21 protein-coding genes are annotated in these 21,554 nt (G+C 70.8%); 10 read left to right on the forward strand and 11 right to left on the reverse strand.

Translation table 11 applies throughout. The annotated features are described in order from the left end of the window. Window positions 1-4 precede the first annotated feature (4 nt). From AQI94_RS08605 to AQI94_RS08615, 4 genes are all read right to left on the reverse strand, one after another. Window positions 5-1,723 carry an ABC transporter substrate-binding protein gene (locus tag AQI94_RS08605; protein WP_031058859.1) on the reverse strand — a complete coding sequence of 573 codons (1,719 nt, stop codon included), beginning with the start codon at window positions 1,721-1,723 and terminating at the stop codon, window positions 5-7. Between the two features lie 165 nt (window positions 1,724-1,888). Next, window positions 1,889-1,984 carry an Ms4533A family Cys-rich leader peptide gene (locus AQI94_RS46375; protein WP_311714713.1) on the reverse strand — a complete coding sequence of 32 codons (96 nt, stop codon included), beginning with the start codon at window positions 1,982-1,984 and terminating at the stop codon, window positions 1,889-1,891. 56 nt (window positions 1,985-2,040) lie between these two features. Beyond that, window positions 2,041-3,930 carry a DUF3152 domain-containing protein gene (locus AQI94_RS45515; protein ID WP_225890165.1) on the reverse strand — a complete coding sequence of 630 codons (1,890 nt, stop codon included), beginning with the start codon at window positions 3,928-3,930 and terminating at the stop codon, window positions 2,041-2,043. 8 nt (window positions 3,931-3,938) lie between these two features. After that, the gene (locus tag AQI94_RS08615) at window positions 3,939-5,027 is read right to left on the reverse strand and encodes an alpha/beta fold hydrolase (RefSeq protein ID WP_031058853.1); all 1,089 of its coding nucleotides are present in this window, start codon (window positions 5,025-5,027) and stop codon (window positions 3,939-3,941) included. Window positions 5,028-5,231: 204 nt separating this feature from the next. On the opposite strand from AQI94_RS08615, the gene AQI94_RS08620 reads away from it, so the two are divergent. From AQI94_RS08620 to AQI94_RS08635, 4 genes are all read left to right on the forward strand, one after another. Then, window positions 5,232-5,465, forward strand: a complete 234-nt coding sequence (locus tag AQI94_RS08620; RefSeq protein WP_031058850.1) for a hypothetical protein — start codon at window positions 5,232-5,234, stop codon at window positions 5,463-5,465. Window positions 5,466-5,687: 222 nt separating this feature from the next. Next, window positions 5,688-6,329, forward strand: coding sequence for a TetR/AcrR family transcriptional regulator (locus AQI94_RS08625; protein WP_007384538.1), 642 nt, complete (start codon window positions 5,688-5,690; stop codon window positions 6,327-6,329). 174 nt (window positions 6,330-6,503) lie between these two features. After that, window positions 6,504-6,731: a DUF3107 domain-containing protein gene (locus tag AQI94_RS08630; RefSeq protein ID WP_031058845.1), complete on the forward strand. Its 228-nt coding sequence runs from the start codon at window positions 6,504-6,506 to the stop codon at window positions 6,729-6,731. 208 nt (window positions 6,732-6,939) lie between these two features. Further along, the gene (locus AQI94_RS08635) at window positions 6,940-7,206 is read left to right on the forward strand and encodes a hypothetical protein (protein WP_031058843.1); all 267 of its coding nucleotides are present in this window, start codon (window positions 6,940-6,942) and stop codon (window positions 7,204-7,206) included. Between the two features lie 651 nt (window positions 7,207-7,857). Here the strand turns inward: AQI94_RS08635 and AQI94_RS08640 are convergent. Further along, the gene (locus AQI94_RS08640; protein ID WP_031058840.1) at window positions 7,858-8,625 is read right to left on the reverse strand and encodes a ferritin-like fold-containing protein; all 768 of its coding nucleotides are present in this window, start codon (window positions 8,623-8,625) and stop codon (window positions 7,858-7,860) included. A 485-nt stretch (window positions 8,626-9,110) separates the two neighbouring features. Between AQI94_RS08640 and AQI94_RS08645 the strand changes: the two genes are divergently transcribed. Continuing rightward, window positions 9,111-11,717, forward strand: a complete 2,607-nt coding sequence (locus AQI94_RS08645) for a DEAD/DEAH box helicase (RefSeq protein ID WP_062229662.1) — start codon at window positions 9,111-9,113, stop codon at window positions 11,715-11,717. Between the two features lie 206 nt (window positions 11,718-11,923). Next, complete coding sequence (locus AQI94_RS08650; protein ID WP_031060988.1) at window positions 11,924-12,793, forward strand: alpha/beta fold hydrolase; 870 nt, start codon at window positions 11,924-11,926, stop codon at window positions 12,791-12,793. Between the two features lie 4 nt (window positions 12,794-12,797). Here AQI94_RS08650 and AQI94_RS08655 read toward each other — a convergent pair whose 3' ends face one another. Then, window positions 12,798-13,691 (reverse strand): NYN domain-containing protein, encoded by an 894-nt coding sequence (locus tag AQI94_RS08655; RefSeq protein ID WP_031060991.1) that lies wholly within the window; start codon window positions 13,689-13,691, stop codon window positions 12,798-12,800. A 194-nt stretch (window positions 13,692-13,885) separates the two neighbouring features. Here AQI94_RS08655 and AQI94_RS43900 point away from each other — a divergent pair, with 194 nt between their 5' ends. Continuing rightward, window positions 13,886-14,038, forward strand: a complete 153-nt coding sequence (locus AQI94_RS43900; protein WP_007384531.1) for a hypothetical protein — start codon at window positions 13,886-13,888, stop codon at window positions 14,036-14,038. Between the two features lie 84 nt (window positions 14,039-14,122). Here AQI94_RS43900 and AQI94_RS08660 read toward each other — a convergent pair whose 3' ends face one another. From AQI94_RS08660 to AQI94_RS08670, 3 genes are all read right to left on the reverse strand, one after another. After that, window positions 14,123-14,728 (reverse strand): MarC family protein, encoded by a 606-nt coding sequence (locus AQI94_RS08660; RefSeq protein WP_031060994.1) that lies wholly within the window; start codon window positions 14,726-14,728, stop codon window positions 14,123-14,125. 96 nt (window positions 14,729-14,824) lie between these two features. Continuing rightward, window positions 14,825-15,682 carry a PHP domain-containing protein gene (locus AQI94_RS08665; protein ID WP_031060996.1) on the reverse strand — a complete coding sequence of 286 codons (858 nt, stop codon included), beginning with the start codon at window positions 15,680-15,682 and terminating at the stop codon, window positions 14,825-14,827. A gap of 126 nt (window positions 15,683-15,808) precedes the next feature. Then, on the reverse strand, window positions 15,809-16,450 hold the full coding sequence (locus AQI94_RS08670) for a DUF6758 family protein (RefSeq protein WP_031060999.1): 642 nt from the start codon (window positions 16,448-16,450) through the stop codon (window positions 15,809-15,811). 173 nt (window positions 16,451-16,623) lie between these two features. Between AQI94_RS08670 and AQI94_RS08675 the strand changes: the two genes are divergently transcribed. Next, window positions 16,624-17,847, forward strand: a complete 1,224-nt coding sequence (locus AQI94_RS08675; RefSeq protein WP_031061015.1) for an MFS transporter — start codon at window positions 16,624-16,626, stop codon at window positions 17,845-17,847. A 41-nt stretch (window positions 17,848-17,888) separates the two neighbouring features. Here AQI94_RS08675 and AQI94_RS08680 read toward each other — a convergent pair whose 3' ends face one another. Continuing rightward, entirely contained in the window at window positions 17,889-18,473 is a 585-nt protein-coding gene (locus AQI94_RS08680) for a suppressor of fused domain protein (RefSeq protein WP_031061017.1), read from the reverse strand. A gap of 491 nt (window positions 18,474-18,964) precedes the next feature. Here AQI94_RS08680 and AQI94_RS08685 point away from each other — a divergent pair, with 491 nt between their 5' ends. Further along, entirely contained in the window at window positions 18,965-20,083 is a 1,119-nt protein-coding gene (locus AQI94_RS08685; protein WP_031061021.1) for a magnesium and cobalt transport protein CorA, read from the forward strand. A gap of 10 nt (window positions 20,084-20,093) precedes the next feature. Continuing rightward, window positions 20,094-20,603 carry a hypothetical protein gene (locus AQI94_RS08690; protein WP_031061023.1) on the forward strand — a complete coding sequence of 170 codons (510 nt, stop codon included), beginning with the start codon at window positions 20,094-20,096 and terminating at the stop codon, window positions 20,601-20,603. On the opposite strand, the gene AQI94_RS08695 is transcribed toward AQI94_RS08690, so the two are convergent. Continuing rightward, a complete protein-coding gene (locus AQI94_RS08695) occupies window positions 20,600-21,346 on the reverse strand; it encodes a hypothetical protein (RefSeq protein ID WP_031061026.1) in 747 nt (248 codons plus the stop codon). The genes AQI94_RS08690 and AQI94_RS08695 overlap by 4 nt on opposite strands. Window positions 21,347-21,554: the final 208 nt, after the last annotated feature.

Consider the following 21,554-nt stretch of genomic DNA (forward strand, 5'->3'; position numbering starts at 1 on the left):
CGGGTTACTTGACCGCGACCTGCGAGATGTCCAGAACACCGGTCCAGTCGCTGATCACGACGTTCTTGATGTCCTTGCCGTACAGGCGCTTGTAGACCGGGTGGAACAGCGGGACGGTCAGTGCCTGTTCGCCGATCTTCTTGTCCAGTGCACCCCATCGCTTGGCGGCGGCGTCAAGATCGGTCAACTTGTTGATCGCGTCGATCTCGGCATTGACCGACTTGTCGTCGAGCAGGCCCGTGTTGAAGTTCGCGCCGTCCTTGACGATCTGCCGGCCGTCGAAGATCGGGGCGAGGAAGGGACCGCCGGAGGGCCAGTCGGCACCCCAGTGGGCGAGGAAGAAGCCCGGCTCGGTCTTCACGCTGTGGACCGTGTCCGAGTAGTCGTTCTCCTCAAGGCCCTGGAGCTTGACCGTGATGCCGGCCTTCTTGAGCGCGTCCTGGACGGCGGTCGCGATCTCGGGGCTGGTCTCGAAGTCCTTGGCGTTGGAGTGCGTCAGGGTGACCGTCAGCCCGTTCGGGTGGCCGGCCTCCTTCAGCAGCTCCTTGGCCTTCGCCGCGTTGCCCGTCGCACCCGCCGGGAAGAGGTCGTACGGCTCGTAGCCGAATGACTTCTGGTTCGGCAGGAAGGTGGTGGCGGACTCGGCGAGCGCGCTGCCGCCGGCCGCGTTGACCACGGAGGAGCGGTCGATGGCGTACGAGATCGCCTGCCGCACCCTGACGTCGTCGAACGGCTTGACCCTCGGGTTGAACGCTATGTAGTTGGTGTAGCCGAAGTGGCCGGTGCCCACGCGGGACGCGAGCTCCTTGTCGCCCGTCACCTTGGCGAGTTCGGCCGGGCCGAGGTTGGTGTCCGTGGTGACCGCGGCCGCGTCCGCCCCTTGGGACGCCGACAGCCGCTGGTTGATCACCGACGAGTCGAGCCCGGACTTGACGTCGATCCGGTCCGGGTACGCCTTGCGCTCGGCGTCCGTCGAGGCGGACCAGTACGTGTTGCGCTCCAGGACGAGACGCTCACCGTCGTTCTGGTTCGAGACGACCTTGTACGGCCCGGACGAGACCGGGTGCTCCTCGTACTTCGTGCCGGTGTCCTTGGCCTTGGGGACCGGCGTGAACTGCGTCTGCGTGGCCAGGTACGGGAACTCGCCCTCGGGCTTGTTCAGGTGGAAGACGAGGGTGCGCTCGTCCGGCGTCCCGATCGCCGCGAGGCCCTTCTTGTCCTTGTACGGCCCCTGGTAGTCGGCCGCGCCGACCAGCCAGTCCCGCAGATAGGGGGCGCCGCCGGAGAGTTCGGGCGCGAAGGAGCGCTCGATGCCGTACTTGATGTCGGCCGAGGTGATCGCGGTGCCGTCCTCGTACTTGAGGCCCTTCTTCAGGGTGTACGTCCACACGGTCGCGTCCTTGCTGGGGCGCCCGGTGTCGGTGGCGAGGTCGGGGACGACCTTGGCACCGGCGGCGCCGTCCTCGCGGTTGCGGGTGGTGAGGGTGCGGAAGACGAGCGAGGGGACGTTGCCGCCGCCCGAGGTGTAGAGGCGGGCCGGGTCGAAGTCCTGCTGCGGGTTGGCGTTCAGGACCGTCAGGGTGCCGCCCTTGTGGGGCGTGGAGTCACCACCGGAGCTCTTGGCATCGTTGTCCGCAGGGCCGCAGGCGGCGGCGCCCGCTGCCAGAACCAGGCTTACGGATACCGCGGCCACACGGCGCGCTGTGAGGGACGGGTGACGCATCGGAGACGACCTCTCGCATGACGTGTCTCGAATGACGAGACGGATTGCCGAAGGGTGAGACGAAAGTGGACAGACGTCTGCCCCGGCGTCGGGTCGTCGGAAAGGCCGTGACCTCAGGTCACGGAAAAATGCGGGATTCGCGACGCGCGCGCCTGGGGGCGGGCGTCAGCGACAGAGGATGTCGGCCACGCAGAGCGGGGTCACGCCGATGAGCGCCAGCTGAATCGCGGCGCTGCTCTCGACGGCATGACTGGACCACATGGGCAGAAATATGTACGACCGATCAACACATGTCAATGTGACATCTGCACCTTGTGTCAACTCCCCGGATAGGCCCAGGGGTTGGGTCGGCAGTGGATCCCGTCGTGGTCGAGGAACTTGGTCTGCTGCTGCATGACCGGCGCGAGCTCGCCGTTCTTGTCGCACGTCACATGGGAGTAGCCGAGGCGGTGGCCGACTTCATGGTTGATCAACATCTGCCGGTACGCATGGATCCGATCACCGTAGGTGGTTGATCCCTGCGCCCATCGATACGCATTGATCATCACGCGTTCGGTGGCGGCCGAGTCGCACGAGACGTTGTCCTCCGTCGTGTCGAGGCCGGACTTGGCACACCAGTCGGCCGTGGTGCCGGGGCTGGCGAGGGTGATCACGAAGTCGGGCTTTCCGGAGTAGATGCGCTCGAAGGTCCGGGCGCCGGCGTGGGCCCAGCTGCGGTCGTCGTTGAGCGTCTTCTGCACGGCCTCGGCGAAGAGCCCGCCGTCGAGTCCGAGCCCCTGTTCCACGTCCACGCGGTAGGTGTACTTCTGTCCCTTGCCGGGCGCCTTGTCGACGCCCGGGACCGCGTCGAACTTCCCGGAGCCGTCGAGCTTCGCGCTGAGCGGGTACTTCGTGGCCATCTTCTGCTCATAAGTCAGCGGCGCCACGGCGACCGAGGACGACGGCGAGGGCTGTCCGGCCGCGCCGGTGGCCGGGTCCCGGGCATCTCGCGCCTGGTCGGTGGCGGACCACGCGCCCGAGGCGGTGTCCCGGGTGTCGGTGACCTGTCCGGCCACGACGACGGCGAGCACGGTGACGACGGCGGCGGCCGCGATGCCGGTGAACGCCCGGCCCTTGCCGCCCTTGGCCGCCGGCGGCTGGTCGTCCGGCGGCCCGGTGTCGTCGCCGCCACCGTCGGGGTACGTGTCCGCGTCGGTGTGCTCGGTGCGGAGGTCGGTGTCGTCGGACCGGTCGGTGACGCGGCCGTACGAGTCGGAGGGGTGTGCGGCGGTGGACGTTCCGGCGCCTCTGACGGGACCGTTCCCGGGCACCGGGCCGGGGCCGCCTGGACGACGAGGACCGCCGGGGGCGAAGACCTCGACGTCGTCGTCGAACGCGTCGACGTAGTCCTGTCGCGGCCCCGACCTCGATCCCGGAGGACCCTGCCGCTGCCGCGGCGGAGCGCCCCCGGGTCCGGCGGTGCGACCGCCCGGCCCCTGACCGCTCAAGTCCCCCCAGCCACCCCCGGATTCACGCTGCTCGGGATGCCCCCCGCGAACCCGTGGCACGCCCTGGGCGGGCGTGCCGTCGGAAAGCCGGGGAACTCCTCGCGCGGGCGTGCCGTCCGGCAGCCGCGGAACTCCACGCGCCGGTGTGCCCTCCGGCAGCCGAGCGGAGCCACGCGGAGGCGTACCGTCCGGGGACCGCCGCGCACCCTGACCGGCCTGCCCGTCCGGCACCCGCGGAACTCCACGCGCGGGCGTGCCGTCGGAAAGCCGCGGAAAGCCATGAGCGGGCGTGCCGTCCGGCAGCCGCGGAAACCCGTGCGCGGGTGTGCCGTCCGGCAGCCGAGGCAGGCCGTGCGCAGGGGTACCCCCCGGAACGCGAGCGGAACCGGGGCCGGAGCCGGGCGTCATGCCGTCCGGGATCCGGGGGAAGCCGTGCGCGGGCGTCCCGTCAGGCAGCCTCGGGCCGCCCTGCGCCGGAACTCGGCGCCCGGCGGTGTCGCCGCCCGGGCCGGTCCCCGGGGGGCCGTACTCAGGCCCCCGGCCCCCCGGCATCCCCTGCCGAGCAGCCTGGGGTGCCGAAGCGGGGGAAGCCTGTGTCCGCTCCCAACCCGTCGTGCTCCGGGCCGCCTCTGCGGCCGTCTGGCCGGTACCGCCCTTGCCCGAACTGCCTTTGTCGGGCCCCTTCTTGGGAGCGGGCCCGCGTCGACTGTGGCGTCCCACGCCGCGCCTCAGCTCCCCATGATGGTGGTGTCGGCCCCGTCGCCGGAAGCCGTGGCGGCGCCCGCCCCGTCACCCGGGTTCCCCTCACCGGAGGCACCCGCGGAGCCGTCACGCCGCTCAGAGCCTCCCACGGAACCGTCGGAAGCTCCCTTGTCCGCGGCGAACTCCCGAAATGCGCCCGCCACCGTCTCCGGGTACTCCATCATCGCCACATGCCCCGCCTCCGGCAGGGTCAGCAGGCGGGAGTCGCGGAAGGTACGGGCCGCCTTCTGCGCCATCCGGAAGCCGACGAGCTGGTCACGGCCGCCGTAGACGAGCAGCGTGGGTGCGAGGACCCGCTCGGCCTGGCGCCACAGCGCGTGCTGGCCGCCCAGCGTGTACGCGTTCACCAGCCCGCGCGCGGAACGTGTCATCGCGTCCCAGAAGTACGGCAGTTGCAGCCGCCGTTCCATCTCCTCCACCGCGTGCTGGAAGCCCTCAGGACTGACCCGGCCGGGGTCGCCGTAGCACAGGGCCGTGACCCCCCGGACGCGCTGCTCGGCCGTCCAGCCCCTGCTGTACCGGGTGAACAGGCCGGCCACGCCGGGCAGCGCCAGCAGCCCCGTGGGCACGGCGGTGCGCTGGACGCGGAGCTCCGGGAGGGCCGGCGAGACGAGGGTGAGGGTGCGCACCAGGTCGGGCCGCACCGCAGCGACGCGCGTGGACACCGCGCCGCCGAGGGAGTTCCCGAAGAGATGGACGGCCCCGCGCCCGGAGGCGTCGAGGAGGCGGATGACCGCGCGCGCGTGAGCGGTGATCGAGTAGTTGCCGTCGTCCGGCGGCGGGGAGTCGCCGAAGCCGGGCAGGTCGACGGCCTCACCGTCGAGGTCGCCCTCCAACTGCTCCATCAGCGCCGACCAGTTCTGCGAGGAACCGCCGAGGCCGTGGACGAACAACGCGGGCGGCAGCCCCTCGCGCGCGGGCGGCCTCGAACGCACCGTCAGCGTGATCCCCGGCAGCCCCACCGACCTCAGCCGCTCGCCCTCACCGACCCTGACAGGTGCCACTTTTGGAAGAACGGTGGCGGGCGGCACGAAGGGCAGCTCGGTCGAAGACATGCGGCAATGTTACGAGACGATCACGCAGTGGTTCATGTGTTCGCCATCACAGAGCACCTGTACGAGGCGGGAGGGGGCGCGAAGGGCCCGGCGCGGCACGTACATCGCATGGCGTCCAGATCGTGTGTCTCCTAGGCTCGTACGCAGGGCACCCGAATGTGGCCCCCTGTGCACATCAGGGACGTTCTAGGAAGGGAGCCCACCATGGCCTACGACCCGACCGACCCCGAGACCTTCACCGACCCGGAGGCCTTCGAGGGGGACGACGCCGTCGAGATCGCCGTCGAGGCCCCCGAGGTCGACGCAGCCGAACAGCACACCGACCTCACCCCCGACCGCGACGACCCGCTGACCGGCGTCGACCCCGACCGGGCCAACGAGGCCGACCTCGTCGAACAGGCCAGGGTCGTCTCGATCGACGAGGACGACTATCGCTGACGGACGGCCATCGGTGACGTCGGCGGCGACGCTGCTCATCAGGGCATTCCCGAGCGGGAGGAGGATCACCCCTGCCCGCTAGATGCCGACTTGAAACCTTTGTGTGGTTTTCGTCACCGTCCGGTCCGTGAAATTCTGCGTTCGCACCGCGCACAGCAGGGTTACCGAAAAGTACGATGGCGGCGCGGCGCACACCGCATGTGGACGACATTGGGAGGCGGCGTGACAGCCATCGAGCAGACAGAGGCGGCACGCCCGAGGGGGACGCGCCTGCCGCGCCGTGCCCGACGGAACCAGCTGCTGGGTGCCGCGCAGGAAGTCTTCGTGGCACAGGGCTACCACGCGGCCGCGATGGACGACATCGCCGAGCGGGCCGGCGTCAGCAAGCCGGTGCTCTACCAGCACTTCCCGGGCAAGCTCGACCTCTATCTCGCACTGCTGGACCAGCACTGCGAGTCCCTGATCCAGGCGGTGCGCACCGCGCTCGCGTCGACGAGCGACAACAAGCAGCGCGTACGGGCGACCATGGACGCCTATTTCGCGTACGTCGAGGACGACGGCGGTGCCTTCCGCCTGGTCTTCGAGTCGGACCTGACGAACGAGCCGGCGGTGCGCGAGCGCGTCGACAAGGTCACGAACGAGTGCGCCGAGGCGATCTGTGACGTGATCGCCGAGGACACCGGTCTCTCGCGCGCGGAGTCGATGCTGCTCGCGTCGGGCCTCGGCGGGCTCGCCCAGGTGGTGGCCCGGTCCTGGCTGCACAGCGACCGCAGCGTCCCGCGCGATCAGGCGGTCCAGCTGCTGACGTCGCTGGCGTGGCGGGGCATCGCCGGATTCCCGCTGCACGGCACGGAGCACCACTGACGGGCAGGGAACCTCACGAACGACCCGCACGCGCGCGTGCGGGTCGTTTGTTCCCGCCCGATGTTCGCTGTTGGCGTTCTTGGGCGGAGCGTGTACGTCCCCTCACCGGGCTAATGTGTGCTGGGTACGGCGCGGAAGGTCGCGCACTTCACTGACCGTCGGAGGGACATAGCCGTGGAGGTCAAGATCGGCGTGCAGCACGCGCCCCGCGAGATCGTTCTGGAGAGCGGTCAGAGCGCCGAGGAGGTCGAGCGGGCGGTGGCGGAGGCCCTGGCCGGCAAGACTCAGCTGCTGAGCCTGGTGGACGAGCACGGCCGCAAGGTCCTCGTCCCGGCCGACCGTCTCGCGTACGTCGAGCTCGGCGAGCCGGCTCCGCGCAAGGTGGGCTTCGGCGCGCTGTAGGCAGACAGACGAAGAGGGGCCCGGCGACCGGAAGTCGCCGGGCCCCTCTTCGTGCGATGTGCAGGTGGGCAGGTGCCCGTGAGAGGGATTTTTTTCCTCCCCGGACGGAGCACGAACGGCCCCCGCGGGAGGATTGCATTCCGCAGGTCACGGGTATGACGGGCTACGACCGTAATGCGCAGTGTGGCCGTGTGGGAGGGACCCCATGATGTTGATCGAAGCGCTCGGCTCCGCACTGCTCGGTCTCGTGCTGGCTGGAGTGGCGGCGCACCGCCTCTCCCACCGGCTGCCGACCCGTTCCCTGGTCCTCGCGACGGGAACCGCGGGAGCCCTCTTCGGCGCCTTCGTGACGCACACCGCGCTGGACCCGGGCAACATCCTGCTGATCCTCCTGGGCGCGGCCGTCGTCTCGGTCGCCTCCCTGTCGCTCCTCCTGCGCCCGTCGGGAAGACTCCGCCGCTCGGCGACGGCGTGAGCGGGAAGCGCCCGTAGCCTCCCCGGGCGGCTACGCCAGAAGGATCAACCACGGGGCGGGGCGCCGCGCAACACCACCGCCTTGCAGACCCATCAGCTCAGCGGCTCACGTGAGCGAAAAGCACCCGTCGACTCCGCTGAGCGGTACACCAAGGCCCCAACCCCGTCCCGGGACACACCGGCCAGCCGTGGTCGAAGCCCCGCAGCACCAGCGCCTTGCTCGTAGCCAGCGCGCCGCCTCACCGGAGCGATACGACAAGGGACCCACCACGTCCGGAACAGAACGACACGGCCGTCCCGCCACGCAGCCGCGACCAGCGGCCCCGCAACACCGCCACCTGGCGGCCCCATCCGCCCGCCGGCTCAGCGGCGGCATGAGCGGAAAGCGCCGCCACCAGTACCCAGGGCTCCACCGTGCCCCCGCGACCAGTCGACCGATGGCTCGCAGACCAGTGCCCGTAGCACTGTCGCCCCACGGCACCCGCCGCACGCCCCCGCCGCACCCCAGTGCACCATCCGCAGCCGCGTCCACAGCCCCGCACCTCCAGCGGCCGCAGCGAAACAACGGACCGGCACCGAACGGCACCGGTCGGTCACCGCGGCCGCAGGGGCCGTAGGACGGCCCCCGAGCCGAACCCCTGCGCGCTATGCGCTACGCCGCCAACCCGAGCGCAGCCATCCGCTTGGTGTGTGCCTCCGTGATCCGGGAGAACATCCGCCCCACCTCGGCGAGGTCGAACCCGTCCGCGACGCCCCCGACGAGCATCGTCGACAGCGCGTCCCGGTCCGCGACGACCCGCTGCGACTGCGAGAGTGCCTCCCCCATCAACCGCCGTGCCCACAGGGCGAGTCGCCCGCCCACGCGCGGCTCCGCGTCGATCGCCGCCCGCACCTTCTCGACGGCGAACCCGGCGTGCCCGGTGTCGTCGAGGACGGCCAGCACCAGCTCGCGCGAGTCCGTGTCGAGCCGCGCGGCGACCTCCCGGTAGAAGTCACTGGCGATCGAGTCGCCGACGTACGCCTTGACGAGCCCCTCCAGCCAGTCCGAGGGCGCCGTCTGCCGGTGGAAGCCGTCGAGTGCCGCGACGAAGGGCTCCATCGCCAGCGTCGGCTCCTCGCCGATCTCCGTCAGCCGGTCGCGCAGCTTCTCGTAGTGGTGGAACTCCGCCGACGCCATCTTCGCCAGCTCCGCCTTGTCCGACAGCGTCGGCGCCAGCTTGGCGTCCTCCGCGAGCCGCTCGAAGGCCGCCAGCTCGCCGTACGCGAGCGCGCCGAGCAGGTCGACGACCGCGGCTCGGTACTGCGGGTCGGCGGCGGCCTTCGTCCAGTCCTGGGCGGCGACACCGGTGCGCTCGACGGTGGCTTCGGCAGGGGTCTCGGAGGCGTTGTCGGGCTTGTCAGAGGTCGTCATGAAGCGCACAATAGCCCGCTCTCCGAACGGTGTAAGGCCCTGGTCAATCACTGTGACGACGACTACGTGACCAAATCGGCCATCACATGTGCACGATTCCGGGGTATGGTGGTAATGCGCCTGCTGGTACGACGGCACTTCGTGAGTGTGCCGTACCTCGACAGGCCGCACGTATGAGGATGCCCGGTCGGTGGCCCGATCGGCTCCGACCCGACAGCCCTCCTCGCCCGTACGGCACAGTGCGTACGGAGTTCGGAGGGGGACCCTCAGCGGTACGAGCGCTAGAGCGTCGGCAGTGGTCCCGTGCCATTACGGCTTAGCCCGTAAGGCAGCCGACGTCCCCAGCACGGTAGACGACCCCCGCGCTCGCCTCGCACCGCGCACACAGAAGAGGCAGCACCCTGACTACGACCTTCCGCGATCTCGGGATTCTGACCGAGACGGCCGAGGCCCTCGAAGCCGTCGGCATCATCAACCCCTTCCCCATCCAGGAGATGACGCTCCCGGTGGCCCTCTCGGGCTCCGACGTCATCGGCCAGGCCAAGACCGGCACCGGCAAGACGCTGGGCTTCGGCCTCCCGCTCCTTGAGCGCGTCACCGTCCCCGCCGACGTCGAGGCCGGCCGCGCCGTGCCCGAGGCGCTGACCGACGCCCCGCAGGCGCTCGTCGTCGTCCCCACGCGCGAGCTGTGCACCCAGGTCACCAACGACCTGCAGACCGCGGGCAAGGTACGCAACGTCCGCGTTCTCGCGATCTACGGCGGCCGCGCCTACGAGCCCCAGGTCGAGGCCCTCAAGAAGGGCGTCGACGTCGTCGTCGGCACCCCGGGCCGGCTCCTGGACCTCGCGGGCCAGAAGAAGCTCAACCTCGGCCACATCAAGGCGCTCGTCCTCGACGAGGCCGACGAGATGCTCGATCTGGGCTTCCTGCCCGACGTCGAGAAGATCATCAACATGCTGCCGGTCCGCCGCCAGACGATGCTGTTCTCGGCGACCATGCCGGGCGCCGTCATCAGCCTCGCGCGCCGCTACATGTCGCAGCCCACGCACATCAACGCCACGTCGCCCGACGACGCGGGCCGCACGGTCGCGAACACCAAGCAGCACGTGTACCGGGCGCACAACATGGACAAGCCCGAGATGGTCGCGCGCATCCTGCAGGCCGACGGCCGGGGGCTGGTCATGGTCTTCTGCCGCACCAAGCGCACCGCGGCAGACCTGGCCGATCAGCTCCAGCAGCGCGGCTTCGCCGCCGGCGCGGTCCACGGCGACCTGGGCCAGGGCGCCCGCGAACAGGCGCTGCGCGCCTTCCGCAACGGCAAGGTGGACGTCCTCGTCTGCACCGACGTCGCCGCCCGCGGTATCGACGTCGAGGGCGTCACGCACGTCATCAACTACCAGTCCCCCGAAGAGGAGAAGACGTACCTGCACCGCATCGGCCGTACCGGTCGCGCGGGTGCCAAGGGCATCGCCATCACCCTCGTCGACTGGGACGACATCCCGCGCTGGCAGCTGATCAACAAGGCGCTGGAGCTCAACTTCAACGATCCGCCGGAGACGTACTCCACCTCCCCGCACTTCTACGAGGAGCTGGGGATCCCGGCGGGCACCAAGGGTGTCCTGCCGCGGGCCGAGCGCACCCGCGCCGGGCTCGACGCGGAGGAGCTCGAGGACCTGGGCGAGCCGGGCGGACGCGGTGCACGCGGCCGCGGCGACCGCGACCGAGGTGACCGTGACCGGGGTCGCGGACGGGGTGGCCGGGACGAGTCCCGCTCCGCCGACCGCGAGCGCTCGGACCGTACGCCCCGCCGTCGCCGCCGTACCCGTGGCGGAACCCCGCTGGACGCGAACGCCCCCGCCGAGGCGGTCGCCCCGTCGGAGACCACCGCGGTCGAGGACGCCACCGCCACCCGCACCCCGCGCCGCCGTCGCCGCACCCGCGGCGCAGCGTCCGACGCGGCGCCGGCCGCGGTGACCACGGCAGCGCCGGCGGTCGAGCCGACCGTGTCCGAGCCCGCGGAGTCGGCCGTCACGACGGCGGAGGGCCCGTCCCTCGGCGCCGAGACCCCGGCCAAGCCGCGCCGCCGCCGGACCCGCAAGTCCGCGGAGACGCCGGCCGCGGTGGAGACGGTCGTCGAGACCGCCCCGGTCGTGGAGGCCGCCCCGGTCGCCGAGACCGCACCGGTGGAGGCGGCCCCGGCCACCAAGCCGCGCCGCACCCGCAAGACGGCTGCGGCGGCCCCCGCCGAGGCCGCCGTGGACACGGCCGAGGCCACCGAGACCAAGCCGCGCCGGACGCGGAAGGCCCCGGTCACCGCTCCCGCCGCCGAAGCGGCCGAGGCGGCAGTGGACACCGCGGAAGGCACGGTCACCAAGCCGCGCCGCACCCGCAAGACCACGACCGCGACCGAGGCGACGGAGGCGGTCGCCGAGACCGCTGACGCCGTGGCGACCAAGCCGCGCCGCACCCGCAAGACCGCGACCGCCGCCACGACCGCCGCCGAGACCGCGGTGGACACGGCCGAGGCCACCGAGGCCAAGCCGCGCCGCACCCGCAAGGCGGCTGCCGCGGCCCCCGCCGCCGAAGCCGCCCAGACGGCGGTGGACACGGCCGAGGCCACGGAAGCCAAGCCGCGCCGCCGCACCCGCAAGGCCGCCGAGCCCGCGGTGACCGCCGAGATCCCGGTGCAGGCGGCTCCGGAGCCGGAGACCGCCGAGGTGGCCAAGCCCCGGCGGACCCGCAAGGCGGCGACCACCGCGAAGACGGCCGAGGCGGCGGTAGCCGCAGTGGACACCGCGGAAGGCACGGTCACCAAGCCGCGCCGCACCCGCAAGACCACGGTCGCCCCGGCGGAGGCCGTGGCCGACGCCACGGAGACCGCGGAGGTCAAGCCGCGCCGCACCCGCAAGACGGCGGCCGCGCCGGCTGCCGAGGCCGCCACGGACACGGCGGAGGCCAAGCCCCGTCGGCGTACCACCCGCAAGGCCGCCGAGCCCGCGGTGACCGCCGAGATCCCGGCCCAGGCGGACCAGGAGCCGAAGGCCGCCGCCCCGCGCCGACGGACCCGCAAGACGGCCGCCGCGGAGCCCGCGGACAGCTGATCCGACACCGACGGCCCGGTCCCTTCACCGAAGGGGCCGGGCCGTCGGCGTATCCGGAACCAGCCCTTGGCAGCGGGCGCCGACGACACCCACCCACAACTGCGCGACGAGCCACGACGATCCCGCAGCCGTCCCGTCCCCGGGGGCACCCCGCACGGCACCCCCTACGACGCCGCCCCGCCACCCCCGCCGGATACCCTCACCCGGTGAGCACCCGAGCCGTCTTCACCCCGCCGCCCGGCGCCCGCGCCTACCCCCTGCGCACCGCACGCGGTGAGTTCGCGGTGGTGGAATCGGCCGTGGCCCCCGGTGTCGCGCCCCGGGGCACCGCGCTGCTGCTGCCCGGCTTCACGGGGAGCAAGGAGGACTTCACGCTGCTCCACGAGCCGCTCACCGCGCGCGGTTACCGGGTCGTGGCCGTGGACGGGCGGGGGCAGTTCGAGTCGGACGGGCCACAGAGCGACGAATCCGCTTACGCACGGGCCGAGTTGGCGCGTGACGTGCTCGCCCAGGCCGCCGCTCTCGGCACCCGGGTGCACCTGGTCGGGCATTCGCTGGGCGGCCAGATCGCACGCGCCGCCGTCCTGCTCGACCACTCGCCCTTCCTCTCCTTCACGCTCGTCTCCTCCGGCCCCGCGCAGATCTCCGACTCCCAGCAGCAGCGTGTGAAACTGCTGCGGGACGCGCTCGGTGTGATGACGATGGCCGAGGTGTGGGACGCGATCCTGGCCATGGGCCCGCCCGAGGAGGTCGGCGGCCCCGCCAAGGGCATCGGGGACGTCGTACAGCTGCGCCGCCGCTGGCTCGGCAACAAGCCCGCCCAACTCCTCGCGACGGGCCGCCAGTTGTGCACGGAGCCGGACCTGGTCGGCGAACTGGCCGCCGTCCCGCTGCCGTTCCACGTCCTGTCCGGCTCACAGGACGACACCTGGCCGGTTCAGCTCCTGGACGACATGGCCGTACGACTGCGCGCGCGCCGCACGGTGATCCCCGGAGCCGACCACTCCCCCAACGCCGACGAGCCCCTGCCCACGGCCCACGCCCTGGCCGGCTTCTGGGACGCGCTCGACCGGTAGGCGGTCAGTACTGTCCCTGCAGGTGCTCCCAGAACCCGTCCCGCAGCGCCCGCCGCAGGTCCGCCTGTCCCCGCAGGGAGTACTGGAGCAGCCCCTCCGCCTCCACCAGCAGGTCCTGGTCCACCGAGCCCGGCAGATAGGGGTGCCCGGGCAGGAGCTCCTGCAGCGCCGCCCGCCCCCGCTCCCCGAGCCACTTCGCGGCGATCCGCGCGCCCACGAACCGGACGTCCTCGCGGGTGGGCCGGGTGGCCGACGCCTCGTAGGGGACGGCGGCCCGCCGTGAGACGTAGGGCTTGAAGAAGTCGAGGTCGAGGGTGCGCTGACTGTCGACCTCCCACAGAAGCGGTTCCGCCTGGTTGCGGCCCTCCGGTGCCTCGATGCCCCACAGGTGGACGCGGGCGCCGTACCCCTGGGCCGCCTCGACGGCCGAGACCAGGTCCTCGTCCCCGCCCAGGAGTGCCGCGTCGCTGATCGCGCGGTGCCGGGCCAGGGACTCCAGGTCGGAGCGGATCAGCGAGTCGACGCCCTTCTGCTGGTTGTTGGCGTTGAGGTTGCCCAACCGGACCTTCACGTCCGGGAGTTCGGCGATGGTCTGCTGCTCCGCCGTGTGGATACGGCGTCTCGCTCCGTCGTACCAGTAGACCCTCAGCAGTCTGCTGTCCGCGAAGATGGTCCGCGCCCGGTCGATGAGGGCCTCGATCAGGCCCTCGGCGTCGAGGTCGAAGGCGCGACGGTCCTCGGTGCCGGCGACGAGACGTCCCGCGGCCGCGTAGAGGTATCCCGCGTCGACGAAGATCGCGTGCGTCGAGGGCGTCTTCGCCACCTCGGCGAGCATGCGCGTGAGCAGCTCGTTGGTGCGGTCGATGCGGGCGCTCAGGGACGCCGGGTCGTCGTTCATCGACTCCATTCTCCCGGCGGTCACGCTGCGAACACAACCGGTCCCAAGGAGTCCCAGAAGACTCGCTTACCGGTCAGTAGTTAGCTGTTCGAAAAATTTCTTTAGCGTAGGGAATGTTTGTAACACGCACCCCGTTGACTACCTGTGTACGCAGTAATTCTCCGCAGGAGGATGACCAGACGAAGGGAGAAGCCATGCGCTTCGAAATCATGCGACTCGACGACGTCGACGGCACGCCCGTGGACAGCACTGTCGTGGACGCCGCCTCCGTCAACCGGATCGTTCAGCAGGCCGCCGCCATAGGACAGCGCCTCTGGATCCGTCCGGCCGACACTTCGGCCTCGTAACAGACGCGGATCACCGCAGAAGCTTCAGAGCCCCCGCCCGGCATCGACGCCGGGCGGGGGCTCTGCGCATGTCCCGCGGTCCGCTCAGCTCGCCCGGATCACCTGGGTGATCCCGTTGATGATCTGCTGCACGGCGATCGCGGAGAGCATCATGCCCGCGAGCCGGGTCACCAGCACGACCCCGCCGTCCTTGATGACCCTGATGATCAGCAGGGAGTACCGCATCACCAGCCACAGCACGACATGGATGGCGAGGATCGCCGCCCACACCGAGACCTGGGTGGCGACGCTGTGGGCCTTCTGCACGGCGAGGATGACGGAGACGATCGCACCCGGCCCCGCCAGCAACGGCATGCCCAGGGGTACGAGCGCCACGTTGACGTCCTTGGTCTGCTTCGGCTCGTCGGTCTTGCCGGTGAGCAGGTCGAGCGCGATCAGCAGGAGCAGCAGCCCGCCCGCGATCATCAGCGCGGGCACGGAGACATGCAGGTAGTCCAGGATCTGGTGGCCCAGGACCCCGAAGACGGCGATGACACCGCCCGCCACGCAGACGGCCTGGAAGGCCATCCGCTTCTGCACCTTGCCGGGCCGGCCGGCGGTCAGCGCGAGGAAGATCGGGGTGATCCCGGGGGGATCCATGATGACGAACAGGGTGAGGAAGAGCGAGCCGAAGACGGCGACGTCGAACATGACGGAACTGGCCTTACAGAATGGGGTGGAACACGGAGCCGGGCAGGGGCACAGGCACGGCCTGCGACGCCGGGTGATGGAGGGCGGGGTCGGGCCTCAGATTCCGCCGGTACCGGGGACGGGGAACGCGCCCGTCGCCCGTCGCGTGATCTCGCCGTAGACCTCGGGGTCCGTCGTGTACTCGCCGAGGGCGACCGTCTTGCGGCTGCCGTGGTAGTCGCTGGAGCCGGTGACGAGCAGTCCCAGGTCGGCGGCGAGCCCGCGCAGCCGTACGCGGGTGTCCGCGTCGTGGTCCATGTGGTCGACCTCGATGCCGTCGAGGCCGGCGGCCGCCATCTCGGCGATCGCGGACTCCGGGACGGTGCGGCCTCGCTTGCTGGCGCCGGGATGGGCGAAGACGGTGACCCCGCCCGCGCCCTTGACGAGCCTGATCGCCTCGAAGGGGTCGGTCTCGTGCTTCTCCACGTAGGCCCGGCCGCCGTCGGCCAGCCAGTCACCCGTGAAGGCGTCGTCCACGCTCGCCACGACCCCGAGCTCGACGAGCGCGGTGGCCACGTGCGGCCGTCCGACCGAGCCGTCTCCGGCGATCCGCGCCACCTGCTCCCAGGTGACCGGCACACCCAGCTCCTGGAGCCTGGCCACCATCCCGCGCGCCCGCGGCACCCGGTCGTCCCGCACGAGCTCCCGCTCGGCGAGCAGCTCCGGCTCCTCGGGGTCGAACAGGTAGGCCAGCATGTGCAGGGAGACCCCGTCGATCCGGCAGGACAGCTCGGCCCCGGTGACGAGGGTCAGCCCGGCGGGCAGCGCGGCCATGGCCTCGCCGTACCCGCGGGTCGTGTCGTGATCGGTGAGGGCGACGACGTCCAGCCCGGCAGCGGCGGCGTTACGCACCAGCTCGGCGGGCGTGTCGGTGCCGTCGGACGCGGTGGAGTGGCAGTGCAGATCGACACGCACGACACGGACTCCAGACGCTGACGGAACAGATACGGAACAGGGGAGGACGCTCAAGGATAACCGGATTTTCCGACTCCCCTGTCACACCCGCAGCGGGGGTACAACCCCTACAGTCAGGCCCTGCAGTCAGGGCTTCAGCAGGCGCGGCGACAACGCCCCGCAGGGCACCAGTTCCACTTCGGCCCCGGCGTCCCGCAGATCCGTCAGCACCAGTTCGTCGTACATCAGCAACCCGGACTGCTCGGGCCACACCACGGCCCAGAGCCACAGCCCCAGCGCCTCCCCCGCGAACACCGCCCGGTCCTCCGGCGCCCCGGAGACATGCCACAGCGGAGTCGGCCGGCCGGCGGCGAGCACCTTCGCCTGCGGCGGCTTCTCCACGCTCATGTACGGCCCCGGATCCGGCCCGTCGATCCCCGCGTAGCGCGCCCCGAGCCCGACACCGAGCTCCTCGGCCACGAGGATCAGCTCGCCGACCCCGCCGAGCGGCCCGGGCCCCGTGCACGCCACGGCGGTGGCGCGACCACCGCTGCGGTCGTCACCGGCGCAGACCACTCCCGTGAACAGCCAGCCCACCGGCAGCGGCCACGGCATCCAGACCGGCACCTGCGTGCGGTGCACCACGACATCGAGGGCCTCGACGCTGGGCGGGATCGCGGGCTGCAGCGGATGCACCGTCCCGTGCACGTCGCACTGCCAGGAATCGGCGAAGAGTCCGGGAGCCCTGACCCGGCCACCACACTTCGGGCAACTGGGTTCGCCCCTCATAGGGCCCCACGGTCCTACCCTCGCTCCGCCACGTCAAGGACGATCACCCGTCCGGACCGAACGGGTTCGCCCCGGCTTCACCAGGCAGAACTAGATGTAGCTTGCATTTATTAGCCGCCCTAACTTACTATGTGCATATACCAACTATCTCCGTGACGAGTGGAGGAACGACCATGGACCCCTTCGATGCGGGAGCCGGCGGCATCCTGCGCCAGCCGAAGGCCGTGTGGGCGACGGCGGGCGCATCCGTCGTCGCCTTCATGGGCATCGGACTCGTGGACCCGATCCTGCCGTCGATCGCGAAGGGCCTGGACGCCACGGCGAGCCAGGTCTCCCTCCTGTTCACCTCGTACTTCCTGATCACCGCGATCGCGATGCTGGTCACCGGCTTCGTCTCCAGCCGCATCGGCGGCAAGAAGACCCTCCTGCTCGGCCTCGCCCTCGTCGTGGTCTTCGCGGGGCTCGCGGGCACCTCGGGCTCGGTCCAGGAACTGGTCGGCTTCCGGGCCGGCTGGGGCCTGGGCAATGCCCTGTTCGTCTCCACGGCCCTCGCCGTCATCGTCGGCGCGGCGGCCGGCGGCAGCGCGGCGGCGATCCTGCTGTACGAGTCCGCTCTCGGCCTCGGCATGGCGTGCGGCCCGCTGCTCGGCGCCCTGCTCGGCGACGCCAGCTGGCGCTACCCGTTCTTCGGTACGGCCTTCCTGATGGCGATCGGCTTCCTGTGCATCACGGTGTTCCTGAAGGAGCAGCCGAAGCCGGCCCGCAAGACATCGCTGCTCGACCCGATCAAGGCACTCGGCCACGGCGGGCTCGCCTCGGCCGCGATCTCGTCCTTCTTCTACAACTACACGTTCTTCACCGTGCTGGCCTTCACCCCGTTCGTGCTGGACATGACCCCGTACAAGTCGGGTGCCGTGTTCTTCGCCTGGGGTGTGCTGCTCGCCGTCTTCTCGGTGTTCGCCGCGCCGCGTCTGCAGGAGCGGTTCGGCTCGCTGAAGGTGCTCGGCGGTTCGCTGGTCCTGCTCGCGCTGGACGTGCTCGTCCTCGGCTACGGCAACCACACCGCGGCCATCGTCTGCACGATCCTGTCGGGTGCCTTCATCGGCGTGAACAACACGGTCTACACGGAGCTGGCGCTCGGCGTGTCGGACGCCCCGCGGCCCGTGGCGAGCGCGGGATACAACTTCGTGCGCTGGTTCGCGGCCGCCGCGGCGCCGTTCTTCGCGCCGAAGATCGAGGAGTGGAGCAACATCCACATCCCGTTCGTGGTGGCGGCGGTGACCGCGGCGCTGGGCGCGCTCGTGGTCGTCGTACGGCGCAAGGCGCTCACGCACGAGGCACAGGAGCTGGAGCCGAGGCACGCGACCGAGGACAGCGTGGCCGTCTTCGCCAACTGACGCCTTCCGGCCACCACTTGGTGACCTTGCTCACGCGAGGCTCACTCCAGCGGGACGGACTTCCGGGACGGATCCCGGAGGTCCGTCCCGTTCGTGAGCCAGCGCTCCTGGAGAGCCTGGGCGCCGTGCACGCGCTTCCAGGCGGCCTCGTTCGGCGTCATGGGGAGCAACGGCAGGAAGTGGACCGGGTCGAAGGGCTCGTCGAGCTCCAGGTCCTCGACCAGGCCGCCCGGCTCGGCGACCAGGACCGAGGTGAACGGAGCGCCCGGCCACAGGGGTTCACCCACGTCGAGGGACGCGCCCGGCGCCACGACCACGCCCTCGACCTGCGGGGAAGCGGCGAGCACGGCGAGCGGGCGGAGCACCTTGTCGGTCTCGGCGAGCCCTGCCCGTACGGAGAGGAACAGCTCGGCGCGCGGGCCCTTGACGGGGTCGGCGAGCATCGCGGTGGGGTCGCCCATCGGCTGGGCGGACATGCCGAGGGTGGCGTAGCGGACGACGTCCCCGTCGGTGAAGCGGAGCACCTCGATGCGGTCCGTGCCGAGGAAGGTGACCGCCGCGCGCGCGTCCGGCTCGCCCAGCGCGCTGCGCAACCGGGCCTCGACCAGAGGAAGAACATCTGCCATGCGGCGAGCATAGAACTCGTCAGTACCGGGCAAAGCAGCGCCTTGACACTTCGGCCTGCTGGTACTCTGGCCGGGTCGTCGGGGCAGCACGCAGAAGCGTCGCGATCGAGCCCCGACGCCTTGTGAGACTCCCTTGCGGGAATGGATCGTCCCTTACGAGGGACCGGCCGGAGGAGGTGGGGCTGTCATGGATCGAAGTCGACCTGGTAGTACCACTCGTTCTTCCGGCCGCTGATGCAGCTCTGTGACTTTCGGCAACCGCCGCCTTTCACGTTCGCGTCTTCGTGCGGAAGAGCACTTCGTCGTTTTGCCTGATCTGTCTGATCTGTAGCAGTAGCTGAATCAGTACTTCAGCAACGAAGTCCGCCACCGCGATGGTGCGGTGCTCCCCGCTTTGTGGACGTGCCAAACACCCACAGCAGGACGTCCTCATTCCGGGTAGTTCCACCCGTCGCCGGGGCCCTTTGTTGCCCGTCACGAAGGAGCCTGCCATGTCGATGATCCGTGACCTGCGTGCCGCCGTGCGCCCGTCGCGTCCCTCGCTGCGCAAGGACACCGGCGCGTACGACGCGACGCGCGACCCCTCGACGCCCTCGGCCGTCGTCGACTGCGCCGTCTACCGCGACGGCCGGCGCGTGGCGACCGACTGCCAGCTGGGCCCGCACGAGGCGATGCGCCAGGTGCGCCGAGACGGCGGCTTCGTGTGGATCGGTCTGCACGAGCCGAGCGAGGCCGAATTCTCCGGCATCGCCAGTGAGTTCGGGCTGCACCCGCTCGCCGTCGAGGACGCCGTGCAGGCCCACCAGCGCCCCAAGCTGGAGCGCTACGACGACTCCCTGTTCACCGTCTTCAAGACCATCCACTACGTCGAGCACGACGAACTCACCGCCAACAGCGAGATCGTCGAGACCGGCGAGGTCATGTGCTTCACCGGCCGGGACTTCTTCATCACCGTCCGGCACGGCGGCCAGGGCTCGCTCAGGGCGCTGCGCCACCGCCTCCAGGACGACCCCGAGCTGCTCGCCAAGGGCCCCTCGGCGGTGCTGCACTCGATCGCCGACCACGTCGTCGACGGCTATGTCGCGGTCGCCGACGCGGTGCAGGACGATATCGACGAGGTGGAGACCGAGGTGTTCACGCCGGGGCGCGGCGGCAAGGTTTCGCGCGGTGTCGACTCGGCGCGGATCTACCAGCTCAAGCGTGAGGTGCTGGAGTTCAAGCGGGCCGTCGCCCCGCTGCTGCGGCCCATGCAGCTGCTCAGCGAGCGCCCGATGCGGCTCGTGGACCCCGACATCCAGAAGTACTTCCGGGACGTCGCCGACCACCTCGCCCGCGTCCAGGAGCAGGTCCTCGGCTTCGACGAACTGCTCAACTCGATCCTCCAGGCCAACCTCGCGCAGGCGTCCGTCGCGCAGAACGAGGACATGCGCAAGATCACGTCCTGGGCCGCGATCATCGCCGTGCCGACGATGGTGTGCGGGGTCTACGGCATGAACTTCGACTACATGCCGGAGACGCACTGGAAGCTCGGCTATCCGGTGATCATGGCGATCACCGGAGTCATCTGTCTGGGGATCCACCGCACCCTCAAGCGCAACGGCTGGCTCTAGGGTGGGCCGCATGACAAGTGAGCTGCTCGACCGGGCCCTCGTCGAGGAGGCCACGAAGAAGTCCGGCCTCGTCTGGGTCGAAGGACCCGGCGGCCCGGCCCGCGCCCTGTGGCACGTGTGGCACGAAGGCGCCGCGTGCCTGGTCGGCGACGGCCCCGGGGAACAGCCGCTGCCGGGGCTGACCGACGGGGGCACCGCCGAGGTGACCGTCCGCAGCAAGGACAAGGGGGGCCGGCTGGTCTCCTGGACCGCGACGGTCGTCGAGCTGCCGCCCGGGTCCGAGGCATGGCAGGCGGCGGTCGGCGAGCTCAAGGGAAAGCGGCTGAACGCCCCCGACGGCGAGGCGATGACGGACCGTTGGTCCCGCGAGTGCCGGGTGCTCCGGCTCGAACCAACCGGGGTCACCGCGGGCCTCCCCGACGGCGACCTCGCCGCACCACCGCTGCCGACACCTGCGACCACGCGCGAGCCGATCCCCGCGGGCCTTCCGCGCCTGCTGATGAAGCGCCGCAAACGCTAGGACGGCGGCAGCTGCTTGCCGTAGTCCACCGTCTCGTCCTTCTTCGGCTCGGTCAGGGGGAAGTTCTTGCCCCAGGCCGAGAAGGTCAGAGTGCCCGCGCCGCCCGCCCGGGCCAGGCGCAGGGGGTACGGCTGACCCTCCAGGGAGACATCCAGCGTGCCGCCGTCTCCCTTGTCACCCGTGATGCGGATCGTGCGGGTACCCGCCTGCTCGTGGTGGCCGTCGGTGTCCAGGCTGCCGTGCAGCGTCAGAAGTCCGTCGAGGAGAACGTCCTTGTCCGTGAAACCGCTGAACTTCTTGTACGCCGGGTCGCCCGACGGCACTTTCACGTACTTGCCGTCGAGCTTGTCGGCGGCCGCGTCCGAGTCCTCGCCCTTGCCGTCGGCCTGGGTCCAGAAGTCCGCGCCGGCCTTCAGATACAGCTCCTCGCCGATCCGCAGCAACTGGAAGGTGGTCCCCTCCGCGGTGACCGAGCCCGAACCGCCCTCGGAGTTCAGGCGCATGTCGAGTCTGTACGTGCGCCCGCTGGTGACCACGTTCCCCGACAGGCGCAGCGCGTGGGCGGACCCGGCGGCCGCTCGCGTCTTCGACTGGATCTGGGCGGCGGACAGTTTGCCGACCCCGTTGGTGCCCGCGTCGGGGTCCTCGCTGCAGCCCGTCAGGCCCGTTCCCGTCACGACCAGGGCGCACATCGCGCCCACCACAACGGTCCTGCGGGCTCGGCCCTGGGGAATCGCGGTCACAGGTGGGGCTGCCTTTCCGACGAGGGTCCTTCAGCGGCGTACGGCAGCGTACCGGGGCCCGGGGTCCCGGACGGAGCCAGATCGTCCGGACCCCTCACCAGGGCGTATCCGATCGGTACGGGCTAGCCTTAAGCCCTCCCGAGCGGGCAATCCGGACAACGAACGACGAACGCAACACCTCGTACGCAGCCCCGTGCGCGGCCTCGTA

Source organism: Streptomyces pseudovenezuelae (assembly GCF_001513955.1).
In the GTDB taxonomy this organism is placed as follows: Bacteria; Actinomycetota; Actinomycetes; order Streptomycetales; family Streptomycetaceae; genus Streptomyces; species Streptomyces pseudovenezuelae.